The organism is cyanobacterium endosymbiont of Braarudosphaera bigelowii (genome assembly GCF_020885515.1).
In the GTDB taxonomy this organism is placed as follows: domain Bacteria; phylum Cyanobacteriota; class Cyanobacteriia; order Cyanobacteriales; family Microcystaceae; genus Atelocyanobacterium; species Atelocyanobacterium thalassa_A.
In genome coordinates this window covers 1,366,629-1,383,100 of the sequence record NZ_AP024987.1, presented here as the reverse complement: position 1 = coordinate 1,383,100, position 16,472 = coordinate 1,366,629, and the positions used below count along the sequence as shown (strand labels likewise).

Genomic DNA, 16,472 nt, shown 5'->3' with positions numbered 1-16,472 from the left:
GATTATTACTATAGCAATGTTTTTTTGATTAAAAACAAATTCATTTAATATTTAGGCTACAAATTTTTACTTCTTGATAAAACTTAATAAAGTATGTTCTCTGCTACAGCAAAAGTTTCTTATCCGAGTTCAGATTTTATTTCTTTGTGTCAATCACAAATCACTCTTTTGGCTAAAATTCTACAAGCAGAATGGAGTGCTGTATATTTGACTTCAGAAAAAGATAATCAACAAATAAATCTTATACCAATAGTTGTTTATCCAGCTGGTGGAACAGCTAGAAATACTTTTACTAATCATATTGATTTTATTGAAGGAAAAGAAATTACCGCCATACCAATTTTTAGAGGATCTTTATCATCTATTTCTGAAGATTTGTCTAGTGTACATAGTAGCAACTTTTTTACATCAGAACCTTACCAAGTAGGGTTTCCTCTGGTATATGAAGGTCTTGTTTTAGGAGTTTTGGTAACAAGGAGATTTAATCATCCTTGGAAACAAGATGAATTGACTCAAATAAAAAAAATAGCAAATACCTTAGCAATTGCACGCTCATTAGATCAACGTCAAGCATCTTCTAAAAAACAATTACATCAGCAAAAAATATTACATAAACAAGAATATGATCGACTTGAAAATTTATTTCACCAACTAAGAAATCCATTAACAGCTCTAAAAATTTTTGGTAAATTATTACTTAAACGTTTAATATCTGATGAGCAAAGTTTTGCTGTCGTTAAGAATATAGTTAGAGAAGGAGAACATTTACACGATTTAATCCAAGAATTTGAAACCAACCAAATCTCAATAGATGCGAGTTTAGATACTGTTCCTTTAAATTCTAACTTTGTTGGCACTTTTAAAAATTCATTGTCTCCTTTACTTCCTTCACAATCTTTAGAATTGGATGAAATTTACATATCAGAAATATTGGAAGATATTCTGATTTCTATGAAACCTATTGCACAAAATAAAAATATAATTCTGCAGATACATGCTCCTAATTATTTACAACCAGTTTTAGCTAGTATTTTTGGATTAAGAGAAGTAATTAGTAATTTAATTGATAATAGTATTAAATATACTCCTCCATTTGGGAGAATAGATATTAGGCTAGGTTTATTTAAAATCATTGACAATAAACAGTATCAAGGTATTTGTATACAAGATACAGGCTTAGGTATTTCTACGGAAGATCAACCATATATTTTTGAGCGACATTATAGAGGAGCAAAAACACAAGAAAGTATTCTAGGCAACGGCTTAGGCTTATCAATTGTCAAAGAACTAGTTGATAAAATGAATGGAACGATTGAGTTATTGAGTCCAATTGATTTTCAAAATAATAAAGGGACACAATTTATAGTATGGTTATCTCTAAAAGATTCAAGGTATAGAACAAATTGATTTTACAAGTATTGATTTTGGTAAAAGTATAAAATTAATTGTTTAAAATAGTATTCTTTACAATTTTTCCTGTATTTATTCCTAGTACCAATTGCCAGATTTTTTTCAATCAGTTGAAAAAAATCTGATATAATTTGGTAATATACTAAAGATAAAAGTTTTTATGCAGTTTTTTCGAGAATATATAGCTCCTTTTTTAATTCTTCTTATTTTTGTTATTTCTCTATTTGTAATGATCGCACGTTCATTTATAACATCTGATTTACTAATACCAGCTCCAATAAGTTTCATCTTCGATAACAGTAAACTTAACCTTGCCTATTTCCAGTGTTTAAATATTGTGTAAAAGTATATACAAAAAAGTAACTTTATATTCGTTTTAGAGCTTATAAACATACTTACTATTTGTAGCTTTTAGTTAATATTAGGTAATTTAATGTTATAAGTACCAAGATTCTAGCAATATAATGCAACTACTAAAACTCAAAAACTTTATATAAATATTGTAATAGTATTAATAAATAAGATTATTAGAAAAAAGTATATTTAGAGACAATTTTATTATCTTTAGAAGTATGAAATTTTTAAGAGAATGACACGCTACTAACTCTAAATAAACTTTACTCTATATGAGTAACAATTCTCTACAAAATTAATTGAATTAAAAGCTCTAATATGTACTTAAGAAGTGATGACCTTTGAAAAATTAAATTGTTGAATCTTATTCAACATTATTAAAAGTTAATGTTTCTTAGAGAAATTATATTCTGATAAATATCATTTTTATATCTTATGAAACACATGCTTTTTTAAACTACAATTTAGATAATTGAGTTAATAAATTTTTGTAGAAATAAAGAACATGAAATCTGAATTAAATATTAATATTGCTAACTATATTGAACATTCATCACTCAATCCTAACTCAACTTATGAAGAAATTAAAACATTATGTGATGAAGCTCAATACTTTCAATTTCCTAGTGTGTGTGTATATCCTCATTTCGTTCCTCAGGTAGTACATTTACTTCATGGAACCAAAACTTCAATATCTACAGTAATTGGTTTTCCTTCAGGAGCTACTACTTCATCTGTTAAACTTTATGAAGCACAAGAAGCAACAGATAATGGTGCTAATGAATTGAACATTATGATAAATCTGGGAGAATTAAAATTAGGTAATTCAAGATTTATTTATGATGAAATATCATCAATATGTGAAACTACAAAAAGGATAATTAAAATAGTTTTAGAAAGTAATTTATTAACAAATGCAGAAAAGAAGTTAGCCTCTGATATTTGTGCAGATGCAGGAGCTAAATATTTAGAGACTAACACTGGATGGTTCGGAGGCATTACAAAAATTGATATCGAATATCTACATAAAATTTGTAGCGGTAAAATGGGGATTAAAGCTTCTGGAGGTATTCATACATTTGAACAAGCTTTAGAATTAGTTAAGTTAGGTGCAAGTCGCATAGGTACTTCTCATGGTGTAGATATAGTTAAAACTCAGAATCAATAATTTTTATACTTTAAGTAATAAAAATTACGACTTCAATTTGATTTTCTAAATAAAGTTTTAGACTAAAATAAATTAAAATGTTTAATTTTGATACTTTATTGAGTATTTAAGTACTGAAATACTAATTTATTAAGCTTAATGTGGTCTACGGGTTATATTTTTGTCTATATTAGAAATATTAACTACTTACTAGTGCTTAAGATATTGCTCTAAAAGCTAAAAAACTGTATGATAGGAAGCTAATTTAATTTTATATCCGATATGTATTATTTTTAATAGATATTCTAAAAAATAAACTGAAAATGGAGGTTTTTAATAGAAATTACAATTGATATTAAGGCCTTTTAGTGTAAAAGCTGATTATTTCTGAGATTTCTAATAAAAGTAAATACCAAAAATTTCATTGTATTAAGTACAAAAATTAATATTCGTTATTTTACTTTAAAGTCTTGAGTTTATTTTTAACTGCTATTAATTTCTCTCTATTATATTACTGAATCTTTTACAAAATTAACTGTACAGTAATTAGTAGAGATAGGAAAAAAATTTTATATTTTTAAAATCATCAAACATGAAACCAGCACAAGATACAAGATTTGACTATGTCAAAATTGGATTAGCTTCTCCAGAACGTATCCGTCAATGGGGAGAAAGAACTCTTCCGAATGGTACTACTGTTGGAGAGGTAACAAAACCTGAAACCATCAATTACAGAACTTTGAAACCAGAGATGGACGGACTATTTTGTGAACGGATTTTTGGTCCTTCAAAAGACTGGGAGTGTTGGTGTGGCAAATATAAAAGAGTTCGTCATCGTGGTATTGTTTGTGAACGTTGTGGTGTTGAAGTTACAGAATCACGTGTTCGTAGACATCGTATGGGGTTTATAAAGTTAGCTGCTCCTGTTACACACGTATGGTATTTGAAAGGAATTCCTAGCTATATGAGCATCTTGCTTGATATGGCTTTAAAAGACGTAGAGCAAATTGTTTACTTTAATGCTTATGTAGTCCTAGATCCTGGTAATGCTAGCAATCTTCAATACAAACAACTATTAACTGAAGAACAGTGGATTGAAATTGAAGATCAAATTTATGCTGAAGATTCAGATTTGTATGGGATAGAAGTTGGTATTGGCGCAGAAGCTATTCATAGGTTACTTCAAGAAATGGACCTAGAAGAAATAGCAGAAAAACTTCGAGAAGAGATCACTCAAAGTAAAGGACAAAAAAGAGCTAAACTCATTAAACGCTTAAGGGTAATAGATAATTTTATTGCTACTGGATCATTATCTGAGTGGATGGTTTTAGAAGTAATTCCTGTAATTCCTCCGGATCTTCGGCCTATGGTTCAGCTAGATGGAGGACGTTTTGCTACATCTGATTTAAATGATTTGTATCGAAGAGTAATTAACCGTAATAACCGTTTAGCTCGACTTCAAGAAATTCTTGCTCCAGAAATTATTGTTAGAAATGAAAAACGAATGCTGCAAGAAGCAGTTGACGCTTTAATTGATAATGGAAGGAGAGGTCGTACAGTAGTAGGAGCAAACAATAGACCACTAAAATCTTTATCTGACATAATCGAGGGTAAGCAAGGTCGTTTTCGTCAAAATCTCTTAGGGAAGAGGGTTGATTACTCGGGTCGTTCTGTAATCGTAGTAGGTCCAAAATTAAAAATTTACCAGTGTGGACTACCTCGTGAAATGGCTATTGAGTTATTTCAACCTTTCGTTATTCATCGACTAATTCGCTTAGGCCTAGTAAATAATATCAAAGCTGCTAAAAAACTTATTATTAAAGGCGATTCTAGTATTTGGAATGTTCTAGAAGAAGTAATTACTGGACACCCTGTTTTGCTTAACCGTGCTCCTACTTTACATCGTCTAGGAATTCAAGCATTTGAACCTATTCTGGTTGAAGGAAGAGCTATCCAACTACATCCTTTAGTTTGTCCAGCATTTAATGCTGATTTTGATGGTGATCAAATGGCAGTCCACGTTCCTTTATCATTGGAATCTCAAGCAGAGGCAAGACTATTGATGTTAGCTTGCCATAATATCCTATCACCAGCAACAGGAGCCCCTATAGTTGCTCCTTCGCAAGATATGGTCCTCGGATGTTATTACCTTACAGCAGAAAACCCTGAAGCTCAGCAAGGAGGAGGAAGATATTTCGCCAATTTTGAAGATGCTATTAAAGCCTATGAACAAGGTAATATTGATTTACATGCTTATATTTGGCTTCGTTGTGAAGATCCTTATGAAGAGATTGTTACAGACAAACCAGATAAAGAAGTAATAAAAACAGAAACCTCTGAGGATGGTAGTATAATCAAATATTACAGAGAACGTAAAGTTAGAGAACTAAATGGAGAAAATCTTTCTCAGTTTATTCGTACTACTGCAGGACGAATAATTTATAACAAAACGATTCAAGATGCCTTAGCTTCATTACACTAATTTTTTAACGTATTTCTATACTATAAGAAGATTATTGTAGAGCTGCTAAAAAAACAAATCATATTCTATACAAAAAGTTTTCTATTCTAAAAATAGAAAACTTTTTTGTATATTCTTTATAGTTAATCAAAATATATAACTATGCATAACTCTTTCTCTCAAAAATCGCTTTAATGATCTAAACTTTTGAAAACCAATGTATTAATATATTTTTTAATAACTTTATAACCTTAATTTACTAAGTTAGCAATTGACTAAACATTTTAATAAACAATAATTATAAATAATCAGGTAGCAATATAATATTTACAAATATTAGTACTATGTATTAATAAATAAGTAATAAGATATTATCACGATTGTATATAGAGATATTAATCTTTACTCCCTCTTTAGTTTTTAATTTTTATATTTAAAATTCTAATTTTCATATAATGATAAAATTTTCAAAACGTTATTTTACTCGACTTGGTTTACTGATATTAGTTCTTGGATGTCTTTGTGAACTATCTTCTTACATCGTTGTAGAGAAATTTTGGTTTGAGGAAGTAGGCTATCTAGAGGTTTTCTTTAAGCAGATTTTTTGGAAATTAGGTTTATTAATATCTGTTAGTAGTTGTTCTATATGGTTTTTATTTATAAATTTAAATCAAGCAGAATATTATAAATGGAGTAATCCTTCTCAAGACTATGAGATATACACCCAAGATAAATCTCAATTTACAAAGCTTGATCGGTATCCTTCTTCTCCTTCCCTAGGATTATTCTATTTAATTTGCATTGTTATAGGACTAGGGGGAGTGATAGGGTTAATAATCTTATATTATGGTGAAGTCGCTTATAATTCTTGGATCTCTAATTTTCCTCTACAAAACGAGATACCAATGATACCTTCCTTATCTCCATTGGATTTTAATTTTAAATTTATTCTGCAAGAAGTAAATCAATTATGGAAAATTGGGATTATCGGAGTAACTATATTTGTAATTTTATTGAATATAAATCTTTGTTTTAGAGTAACGTCTTTAAGTTTTAGCTTAATATTGGGTCTGACGTTGTCAAGTAATTGGTCTCGGGTTTTACAATATTTATATTCTACTCCTTTTGGTGAAGCCGATCCTCAATTTGGTAAAGATATTAGTTTTTATATTTTTAGTTTTCCATTTTGGAAATTAATTGATTTCTGGTTAAGCGGTTTGTTTTTGTTTGGATTAATCTATGTTGTTTTAACTTATCTTATGGCAGCTAATAGTCTAAGATCGGGTCGATTTATAGGATTCTCTCAAGAACAACTACGCCATATATTTACTTTAGGTGGTCTATTTGCATTAGATGTTGCATTTCATAATTGGTTAGCTAGGTATGAATTACTATATTCTTCTAGAGGAGTTGTTTTTGGGGCTAGTTATACTGATATTTATTTTCTTATTCCTATTTATACACTAACAGCGATCATACTAGTTATTTTCTCTTTATTATTATTATTTCGAGGAACAAAAAATAATACAAAAAGTATTTTTTACTATTCTCCGTTGTTCATATATATAGCTATTTTACCTATTACTTGGTTTGGCCAAGAGATAGTGCAGAGTTTAATTGTAGAACCTAATGAATTGGCTCGAGAAATACCATATATAAAACGCAATATTGCTTCAACTCGTCGAGCTTTTAATCTTGATAAAATCAAAATTAAAACTTTTCATGGAACTGGAAACTTAACTGAAAAATTTTTAGACGAAAACCGTCTTACTATTAATAACATTCGTTTATGGGATCCTCGTCCTTTATTACAAACTAATCGACAACTACAACAACTTCGGCCTTATTATAAATTTAACGATGCAGATATTGATCGTTATTCAATCTCACTAGTAGCAGATAATAATTTATCTAAAATCGTGAAACAACAAGTTTTAATTGCAGCTCGGGAATTAGAGTATGAAGCAGTACCAGAACCTGCAAAAACCTGGGTCAATGAACATTTAGTATATACTCATGGCTATGGATTTACTTTATCACCAGTAAATAAAGTAGATGAAGGTGGATTACCATTTTATTCTGTACAAAATATTGATACAAAAAATAGAATAAGAAACTTACAAACTTTTAATAATGAATTAGAAATTCCTATTGATAATCCTAGAATTTATTTCGGAGAATCAACTAATACTTATATCATGACTAATACAGAAGTCCAAGAATTAGATTTTCCTAGTGGTCAAGATAATGTTTATAACACCTACGATGGTAAAGGAGGAATTAAAATTAAAAACTGGGTTAGGAAAGTTTTATTTGCTAATTATCTAAGAGACTGGCAAATGATATTTACCCGTAATTTTACTCCAGATACTCGACTAATTTTTTGTCGTAATATCAATCATAGGATAAGAACAATTGCTCCATTTCTTCTTTTTGATAACGATCCGTATTTAGTAACAACCAAAGTGCAGGTAGGAAATAATAATCTAAAGGAAACAAAACTATACTGGATGATCGATGCTTACACAACTAGTAATCGTTATCCTTATTCTGAACCAGGGAATTCTACTTTTAATTACATTCGTAATTCAGTAAAAATTGTTATTGATGCTTATGATGGAGATGTTAGTTTGTACGTAATCGATCCAGATGATCCACTAATCAAAACATGGAGTAAAATATTTCCTAACCTTTTTAAACCATTTCAAGAAATACCTCTTTTCATAAAAAATCATATACGCTATCCAAAAGATATGTTTAATGTTCAATCAGAGAGATTATTAACTTATCACATGACAGATCCTCAGGTTTTTTATAATCGAGAAGATCAGTGGCGAATTCCTCAAGAGATCTATGGAGAAAATCAACAACCTATAGAACCTTATTATTTATTGATAAGTTTAATAAATGATACACCAGAGTTTATGTTATTTAATGTTTATACTCCTACTAGCCGTAATAACTTAATTGCTGGATTATTTGCTCGTTCAGATGAAAACAACTATGGTGAAATGTTATTATTTAGATTGCCTAAGCAAAGAATTATTTATGGACCAGAACAAATAGAAGCATTGATCAGTCAAGATCCAGTTATTTCTCAACAAATATCTTTATGGACTAGGCAGAAATCAAGAGTTATACAAGGAAATCTTTTAGTAATTCCTTTTTTTAAAGAACAGTCTTTACTTTATGTTGAACCATTATATTTAGAAGCAGAAAAAAATAGTTTACCAACTTTAGTGAGAGTAATAGTTGTTTATGAAAATAAAGTTGTTATGGCAAAGACTTTGAATGAAGCATTAAACTCTATTTTCAAAACAAGAATGAATATGTCAACTCTTTCTAAATAGAGTAGAAATATAATTATATTTAGTATTTATTTGAATATTTAGAATAAAAATTAGAAAATTATAATTTTCTAAAAGACTATGGACTTTATGTAAATACTTAACTGATATTTCGTTTGAAAAGGCTAAACTAGTAATATAGTTATCTATATTACTATTATCTGTATGGCTAATTATCTATATTGTTCTAAATATTGTCTTAAATCATCAACAATTCGGGTTAGTTCTGTTTCTGTACTAAAACGAATTTTTTCATTTCGAATAGTAAGTAATACTTTTGCAGCAAACGGAGTAGGATAAATATTGGGATTACAAAAAATTTCTACCAACACTTCCCCTCTATACTGGTAGTCTAGAGATTCTTCTGCCTTTTTTTGTTCTCCATTGTTAATCTTCGATGCAACTATTTTCAGTCTTTGCATTAAGTTGTCAATTTCTACTTTTAGAGCCTGTGCATCTTCAAAGGGAAAATTAAATTTTATGGATCCTTGAGCTAAATTAAGAGTAAGTTGGGACACGATAAATTTCAATACCAAAATAAGAATAAGACTTTATATTATCTCAATAATTTAATAAGATTTGCACAATATTATATTTTTTAAGAAAAATGTAATATTATGCAAATGTTTAATTCCTATTTTCTTGATCTTTTAAACTAATTAATGACTTATATCATTAATATGATCGAATAAAAAATACGGAAAGTTAATTTGGATCTTTTCTGTTTATACTCAAAAAACTAAAAATAAAATGTTTTTTAAACAATATTTGTTGAAAAATCTTGCTAACATTTCAGTCTATAAAAATCTATTAGGAATAGGATTTCTTGGGGCTACACGTAATCCTTGCAGCATTTCAGATAAATAAAGTTCGTTTGTTTTTACTTCTTTAAACTTATGCCATACAGAACGTGACATCAATAAAGTATGTTTAAGGCGATTTGCTCCAAGTTCTTTTAGATAATTTTCTCTTTCATTTTGATAGTCTGCTGAGACGATCTCTAAATTTTGATTAGGATATTTTTGAACAATTTGTGATATTTGTATTAATAACTTTGGGTAAAGCCAAGTATATGCAGGATGAATAACTAGATATGCCTGATGTGATTGAAAGTTACTCTTCGATAAAATTAACTTAAAATAACCAATCGCTATTTTCCTTTGAGGTTCAAAAACATAACCCTTCGCTATTTCCTTGTCAAAAAACCATTGTTGCCATTTTGTAAATATTGATGTTGACAAAGATGTTTTGAAATCTTGGGAATTACGATCAAAGACCTGACGTAATAAAGGAGGCATGGAAACACAGTCTAATTGATATAGTAAATGTGCATCAGAATTACTAACAGGTAAAAGATTAGGAATATTTGAATTTTGTTGTGATAAAGTCCAAAGTAGTTTTGAATCTAATAACCAATAAGTAAGTTTAGCTAAAGGTTGAAATCCATTTTGGCGATATAGAGCTAGGAAATCATTTCGATTAATATCAACTTCTAAAATCCAAGTTCGTGCTTCACATATAATTTCTAAACAATAACGTAGTAGTTGAGCTCTAAGTTCTTCAGAGTTACTCAACTTTTCCTGTTGTTTTTTGTCTGAAACAACTATAATCCTTTCAATTCGCCAAGTACTTAAGTTTATATTAAAAGGAGAGATATGAATAAATCCTTTTAATATTGAATTACCAGAAATGTTGAATAATTCTGCGATGTATACTTTACGGTAGTTTCCCAAAAAATTAGGAAGCCAATTAAAGATTTCTATTAACCTAAACCAGTACCTTGTTTGTCTTAATTCCTCTTGAAAAGAAATATAACCTAAACTCGGTTGAACTTGGATTGCTTCAACATCTAGGATCTCTAGCCAATCAAGATCCTCATACTTTAGAGGGCGAATTAAAACTTTAAATTGATTATTGAAAAATGCTGCCATGGAGCATACCGAGAGGTAAGTTTCTTGCTCTAGATCTTAAACTAGTCTTATATTCTAACTATTTTTATCAATTTCTTCATTTAAGACTTGAATAAACAAGTTCTCAAACAAGCTAAATTCTATTGTCATATATTCAGTATTATTTATATATTGATACTATATATTCTTAAATATAAAAATAGGAATTTATTTAAAATTTAAGCGTAATTTCTTCAATTTAATACACAAAGCCTATTTTCTCCACTTTTATTACATATCTTTTAAAAGATTGTGAATGAGAAAGAATATTTGTACAAGCTTGATATAACTTAATTACTTTTATAAAAAATATTTCAATCCATGGTCGTTAAAAAATAAAAATTAATTTTTTATTTTAAACTTAATGAATTAAAAATTCTAGAAATAAATTAAAGCATCTTAAATTGATGCCTAAAGAGTTACTAAAATAAATTAAAACCTTTAGAATAGTAGAATATCTATAAAAATATTCGCTGTTATTTATTTTAATGTCTCGTTTAAAAGCAATACAAAACTATGTTCTTGTTCGCTTACTTATTGCTCCTGTAATGATATGGACAATAGTTACTTTAGTATTTTTGCTTTTAAGAGTAGCAACAGGAGATCCAGCTGATGCAATTTTGGGAAATCGTGCCCCAGAGTTTGCGAAAGAGAACTTAAGAGAAACTTTAGGATTAAATCAACCGCTTTGGTTCCAATACTTAAGCTATTTAAAACAACTTTTATTTTTAAATTTAGGTAATTCTATTGTTAACCAGGGACAGCCTGTGTGGAAAATAATTACAGAGCACTTTCCTGCTACTGCCGAATTGACAATATATAGTATGATTATAGCAATAATTATTGGGATAATTGCAGGAACTATATCAGCATTAAACCCTAACACTGTAATAGATTTAATCAGTCGATTATTTGGGATAATATCTTATTCTTTACCAATTTTTTGGGTAGGGATGGTTTTTCAGTTAATATTTGCAGTTCAACTAAAGTTACTTCCTCTTGGGACTCGTTTTCCACTAGATAAGATTCCTCCTGATAAAATAACAGGAATCTATACTATAGATAGTCTTCTAAATGGTAATGTCTACCAATTCTTTACTTCTGCTTATCACTTAATACTACCTTGTATAACTTTAGGTTTATTACTCAGTGGTATTTTCGAGAGAACAGTAAGGCTAAATCTTCGGTATACTCTTCAAACTAAGTATGTTGAGGCTGCCAGAGCTAGAGGTATCACCGAATATAGAATTATATTGTTTTATGCCTTAAAAAATGCTCTTATCCCGGTTGTTACTATTTTAGGCCTAGTTTTTTCCTCTTTATTAGGTGGCGCGGTTCTAACTGAAGTAACTTTTTCTTGGCCAGGATTAGGAAATAGCCTATATCAAGCAATAGCTGCGAGAGATTACACGACAGTCCAAGGAATTATAGTTTTTTTCTCCGTAATTGTAGTTTCCGTAAGTATATTAGTTGATTTAGTTAATGCCTATATTGATCCTCGCATTAAATATTAATTGAAGTTATGTAAAAAGAGAGCTTATTTAGTCAGATATTCTTTTATTCTATTTACATATCTTTACTTTATCAATATTCTAGATGGTGTTACCAATCAATTGCTTAGATACAATGTACAAAAAAAAATATATTATTTTTCTACGTTGGTTATTGATTATTTTTGCAAGTATATGTTTATTACAACTTAATGCTTGTGTTGTAAATAACAATAAGAATCAAGTTGTTTTATCTGTTTTAAGTGACCCTAAGACCTTTAACGCTGTTCTGTCTCAGGAATCTCCAAATATTTTTTCATTGACGTATGAAGGATTAATTACAGAGAATCCAATTACTGGTAGGAAAGAACCAGCACTTGCAAAGTCTTGGAAAATTTCTGATGATAAATTAAGCATTTTATTCACATTGAGAAAAAATCTTAAATGGTCTGATGGTGAAGACTTAACTGTAGATGATGTAATTTTTACATATAACAACCTATACCTTAACAAAAAAATTCCTAACAATTATCGAGATAATTTTAGAGTGGGAAAAAGTAGAGATTTACCAATTATAAGAAAAGTTGATCAACAACATATTGAGTTTAAAATTTCTGAACCGTTTGCCCCCTTTTTAGATAATGCTCAGCTTCCCATATTGCCTGCCCATTCTCTACTTGAAACTGTAAAAGATGTTGACGAAAAAGGAAATCCAAAATTTTTATCAACCTGGGGAACTGACACTCCTCCTAAAAATATTATTGTTAATGGTCCTTTTAAAATTAAAAAATATATCACTAGTCAGCGAATTATTTTTGAAAAAAATCCTTATTATTGGAAAAAAGATTCCGAAGGATCTCAATTACCTAATATTGAAAATGTTATTTGGGAGATTGTCGAGTCTACTGACACTGCATTATTACAGTTTAGATCTGGAGGATTAGATTCTATTAGTGTTACGCCCGAATATTTTTCTCTTTTAAAAAGAGAAGAAAAGCGTAACAATTTTACTATTTATAATGGAGGACCTTCTTATAGTACAAACTTTATGTCATTTAATCTTAATAAAGGTGAAAGAGATGGAAAATTTTTAGTAGATCCCATTAAATCTAGTTGGTTTAACAATAAAAATTTTAGACAGGCTATTGCTTATGGAATTAATAGAACCCGAATAATAAACAATATTTATAGAGGCTTGGGAAGTCTTCAAAATACTCAAATTTCAACACAATCTCCTTATTATGATAAGGAAATCAAAGGATATGATTATAATGTTCAAAAATCTAGAGATTTATTACTCAAAGAAGGTTTTAAATATGATGAAGACTCTAATTTATTAGATAAAAATGGAAATCGTATAGAATTTAACTTAATAACTAATGCAGGAAATAAAGTTCGAGAAGCTATTGGAGCACAAGTAAAAGAAGATTTAAAAGAATTAGGAATAAAAGTTAACTTTAGTCCTCTTGCTTTTAATGTATTAATAGATAAATTGAGTAATTCTTTGGATTGGGAAGCTAATATTATTGGTTTAACAGGAGGAAATGAACCGCATTCTCCGAATGTTTGGTACACAGATGGTAATCTTCACATGTTTAATCAAGATTTACAGTCTAATTCAAGTTTAATTACTGGAAGAGTAGTATCAGGATGGGAGAAAAAAATAGAAGATTTATATGTGGCTGGTTCCCAAGAACTTTCTATAGAAAAGAGAAAAGATATTTATGCAGAAGCTCAAAAAACAGTTTCAGAGAATTTACCATTTATTTATCTGGTTAATCCTTACTCTTTTGCTGCAGTTAAAGATCGTTTTATAGGTATCAACTATTCTCCATTAGGAGGAGCATTTTGGAATATAGATATTCTATCTGTTAGAGACATCGAAGAATAGCTATTATATTTAGATGTAGTTAATTTCCTATGCGGACGGAGAGACTCGAACTCTCACGCCAAAGACACTAGAACCTAAATCTAGCGCGTCTACCAATTCCGCCACGTCCGCTTTTACTTCAGCAATAATCATAACATACTTTTCCTGATAATTCAAGTGTTTAATTATCACTTAACCGATAATTAAACACTTGAATTATAAAGCATTACTATTAAGATAAATGTATAGGAACTGTAAAATGAAACTGACTACCATATTCTTTACCTTTAGATTCTGCCCAAATTTTTCCACCCCAACCTTGTACTATTTGACGACAAATGGCTAATCCCAGACCCGTTCCGCCTATACTGCGTCTTAAAGCTCCTTCTTCTTGATAGAATCTTTCAAAAACTGTCTCCAACCGTTTAGGCTCAATTCCTCTACCAGTATCAGCTATGGTAACTTTCAGGTAATGAAGACTATTCCGAATAACTATAATAGTTATTCTTCCTTCTTTACTGGTAAATTTGCATGCATTGTCTAATAATTTGGCTAAAACTTCCCCCAACCACTCTCTATCTGCTTTTACTAGAGGCAGCTCACTATTTAAGAAATTTGTAACTTCAATTAGAGGAATTTGTTTTCCTCTATAACGAGCTTTAATATTACTGAGTGATAACTCTAGACATTCATGTAAATTTAATACTTCTGTATTCCACTCAAATCGTCCACTTTCAAACCTAGATAAAATTAAAAAATCTTGTATTAATTTCCTCATTCTTTCAGCATCTTGCAGAGCAATATTTAACATAACCTGACGTAAATCTGGAGACATATCAGGTTCTAATGTTAAACTTTCTAAACAAACTTGGATTGTTGACAATGGAGTACGAAGTTCATGACCTGTAATAGCTACTAAGTTAGAACGAGTATAATCAAGTGCCTCGAGTTGCTCATTAAGATCTTGAAGATGAGCATAGGCTTCTGCCTGAATTAACGCAACACCAATTTGAGTTGTAATAGCATTAATAAAAGTAACATCTTCTTCTTTCCAAGAAATAGGTTTAGGTCCGCAATGGTGTAATTCCAACATACCTAAAAGTTGACCTTGGTATAAAATAGGGGCTAACATCCAAGATAAAATTGAACAGTTTCTTACAAGAGTTTGCAAAGATTTCTCTTTTTCTTTACAACTATTAGTAATACGAGGATCATTAGCAGCATTGTCAATAGTTAAGGCTTCTTGTAATTTAATAACTTCTTGAAATAAAGGATTATCATGTAGAAACCAGGTTTGTTCTTTAATTGATGGAATATCTTGATTAAGAAATTCATGCTCAACAGTAGCTTTGAAGTCAGTTTCTTTACAACGATAAACTAAACATCTACATATCCCCAGTCCCTGTCCTAGTTTTTGAACAGCAATTTGTAGAATCTCATCAGGATTAAGAGATAAACGAATAGCAGTAGTAATAGAATTAATTAATCTTTCTTTATGTTCTTTTGCTGCTAACGAACGATTAGCTTTAATTAATTTATAATGGCCAGCTTGTAGATAAGTAACTAATCTTTGTACAAATGGATCAGGATTTTTGTTTTCTATATTGTGAATGATATTGTTTGTAGTTTTTTGTCGAACAACTATTTGATTTAGGATATCAGGAGGTAAATATTTTTGGCGTGCTTGTTGTATTTTGCTTCTTAATTCTGGACAGTGATTAACAATTATTTTTAAAAGAATATCGGCTGCTTGCTGAGCTACTTCACGGTTAAAAGTCCATATACCCTCAAAGCGTCGATTATTATCAATAACTGAGGTTATGCCTTGATTATTTAGTATGACTTTTTCCTGACAGATTAAGCAACTAACATAGTTCGTCCCTATGACAATCAGGTGCCACTCTTGACTTAAGGTATTTGTTGATTCAAAAGCAATCGTTTCGTAATCCTGGGAACTATTTTTGAATTCAGTTTCTGGAGCAGCCAAAACATATACTTGATCAGTTTTATTGGCAATACGTCGATATCGTTGAGCTTCTTGACGATAGAATCGTTCTCTTTGAAAGCTAGCAATCACTAATGGTTTTTCAGTTCCCGCAAGTACTTGATCTTCCATGGCATGAGACAAAGCAGTTAAAGAAGCCTTAAAATACATTTGAGGCTGTAACTGAGGAAAAATTTGTAACAGTTTTGTTAAAACCGATTTTGATCTGCTCATCAATAATTATTTCCGAGATCTTCTAACAAAATCGATATCTTTTATTTCCTATGATAAAAATCATTAGGACTATTATCATTAGTAATAATAATCTGTAATTACTACTTAAGTTTTATCCTACAAGTGAGCTAGGAGCATAAGATGAAGAAGTAACATCTCAATATTCTACTTAAATAGTTTTGAGACAAGATATCTTAGCTTTTCTTTTTGAGTTTTTAATATAAAT

Annotated in this window: 9 protein-coding genes and 1 tRNA gene; 6 read left to right on the top strand and 4 right to left on the bottom strand. The window is 29.7% G+C overall.

Going from position 1 to position 16,472, the window contains the following annotated elements; all coding sequences use genetic code 11:
• The first annotated feature begins 93 nt into the window (after window positions 1-93).
• The 4 genes from LPC16_RS05735 (at window position 94) to LPC16_RS05720 (ending at window position 8,722) form a co-directional block, all read left to right on the top strand.
• The gene (locus tag LPC16_RS05735; protein WP_229637223.1) at window positions 94-1,407 is read left to right on the top strand and encodes a GAF domain-containing sensor histidine kinase; all 1,314 of its coding nucleotides are present in this window, start codon (window positions 94-96) and stop codon (window positions 1,405-1,407) included.
• Between the two features lie 862 nt (window positions 1,408-2,269).
• Window positions 2,270-2,932 (top strand): deoxyribose-phosphate aldolase, encoded by a 663-nt coding sequence (gene deoC / locus LPC16_RS05730; RefSeq protein ID WP_229637222.1) that lies wholly within the window; start codon window positions 2,270-2,272, stop codon window positions 2,930-2,932.
• A 571-nt stretch (window positions 2,933-3,503) separates the two neighbouring features.
• Complete coding sequence (locus LPC16_RS05725) at window positions 3,504-5,393, top strand: DNA-directed RNA polymerase subunit gamma (protein WP_040054363.1); 1,890 nt, start codon at window positions 3,504-3,506, stop codon at window positions 5,391-5,393.
• A gap of 434 nt (window positions 5,394-5,827) precedes the next feature.
• On the top strand, window positions 5,828-8,722 hold the full coding sequence (locus LPC16_RS05720) for a UPF0182 family protein (RefSeq protein WP_229637221.1): 2,895 nt from the start codon (window positions 5,828-5,830) through the stop codon (window positions 8,720-8,722).
• Between the two features lie 170 nt (window positions 8,723-8,892).
• On the opposite strand, the gene LPC16_RS05715 is transcribed toward LPC16_RS05720, so the two are convergent.
• Together LPC16_RS05715 and LPC16_RS05710 are read right to left on the bottom strand one after the other, a co-directional pair.
• The gene (locus tag LPC16_RS05715; protein WP_040054365.1) at window positions 8,893-9,237 is read right to left on the bottom strand and encodes a hypothetical protein; all 345 of its coding nucleotides are present in this window, start codon (window positions 9,235-9,237) and stop codon (window positions 8,893-8,895) included.
• A 279-nt stretch (window positions 9,238-9,516) separates the two neighbouring features.
• A complete protein-coding gene (locus LPC16_RS05710) occupies window positions 9,517-10,650 on the bottom strand; it encodes a hypothetical protein (RefSeq protein ID WP_040054366.1) in 1,134 nt (377 codons plus the stop codon).
• A gap of 506 nt (window positions 10,651-11,156) precedes the next feature.
• Between LPC16_RS05710 and LPC16_RS05705 the strand changes: the two genes are divergently transcribed.
• On the top strand, window positions 11,157-12,182 hold the full coding sequence (locus LPC16_RS05705; RefSeq protein ID WP_229637220.1) for an ABC transporter permease: 1,026 nt from the start codon (window positions 11,157-11,159) through the stop codon (window positions 12,180-12,182).
• Window positions 12,183-12,294: 112 nt separating this feature from the next.
• Complete coding sequence (locus tag LPC16_RS05700) at window positions 12,295-14,049, top strand: ABC transporter substrate-binding protein (RefSeq protein ID WP_229637219.1); 1,755 nt, start codon at window positions 12,295-12,297, stop codon at window positions 14,047-14,049.
• Window positions 14,050-14,079: 30 nt separating this feature from the next.
• On the opposite strand, the gene LPC16_RS05695 is transcribed toward LPC16_RS05700, so the two are convergent.
• Window positions 14,080-14,160: transfer RNA gene (locus LPC16_RS05695), tRNA-Leu, on the bottom strand.
• A gap of 100 nt (window positions 14,161-14,260) precedes the next feature.
• Entirely contained in the window at window positions 14,261-16,246 is a 1,986-nt protein-coding gene (locus LPC16_RS05690) for a DICT sensory domain-containing protein (protein ID WP_229637218.1), read from the bottom strand.
• Between the last annotated feature and the right edge of the window lie 226 nt (window positions 16,247-16,472).

Excerpts from the sequence above, each read along its gene's own strand:
- LPC16_RS05735 (WP_229637223.1), top strand. The coding sequence starts at position 94 with ATGTTCTCTGCTACAGCAAAAGTTTCTTATCCGAGTTCAGATTTTATT.
- deoC (WP_229637222.1), top strand. The coding sequence starts at position 2,270 with ATGAAATCTGAATTAAATATTAATATTGCTAACTATATTGAACATTCA.
- LPC16_RS05725 (WP_040054363.1), top strand. The coding sequence starts at position 3,504 with ATGAAACCAGCACAAGATACAAGATTTGACTATGTCAAAATTGGATTA.
- LPC16_RS05720 (WP_229637221.1), top strand. The coding sequence starts at position 5,828 with ATGATAAAATTTTCAAAACGTTATTTTACTCGACTTGGTTTACTGATA.
- LPC16_RS05710 (WP_040054366.1), bottom strand. The coding sequence starts at position 10,650 with ATGGCAGCATTTTTCAATAATCAATTTAAAGTTTTAATTCGCCCTCTA.
- LPC16_RS05705 (WP_229637220.1), top strand. The coding sequence starts at position 11,157 with ATGTCTCGTTTAAAAGCAATACAAAACTATGTTCTTGTTCGCTTACTT.
- LPC16_RS05700 (WP_229637219.1), top strand. The coding sequence starts at position 12,295 with ATGTACAAAAAAAAATATATTATTTTTCTACGTTGGTTATTGATTATT.
- LPC16_RS05690 (WP_229637218.1), bottom strand. The coding sequence starts at position 16,246 with ATGAGCAGATCAAAATCGGTTTTAACAAAACTGTTACAAATTTTTCCT.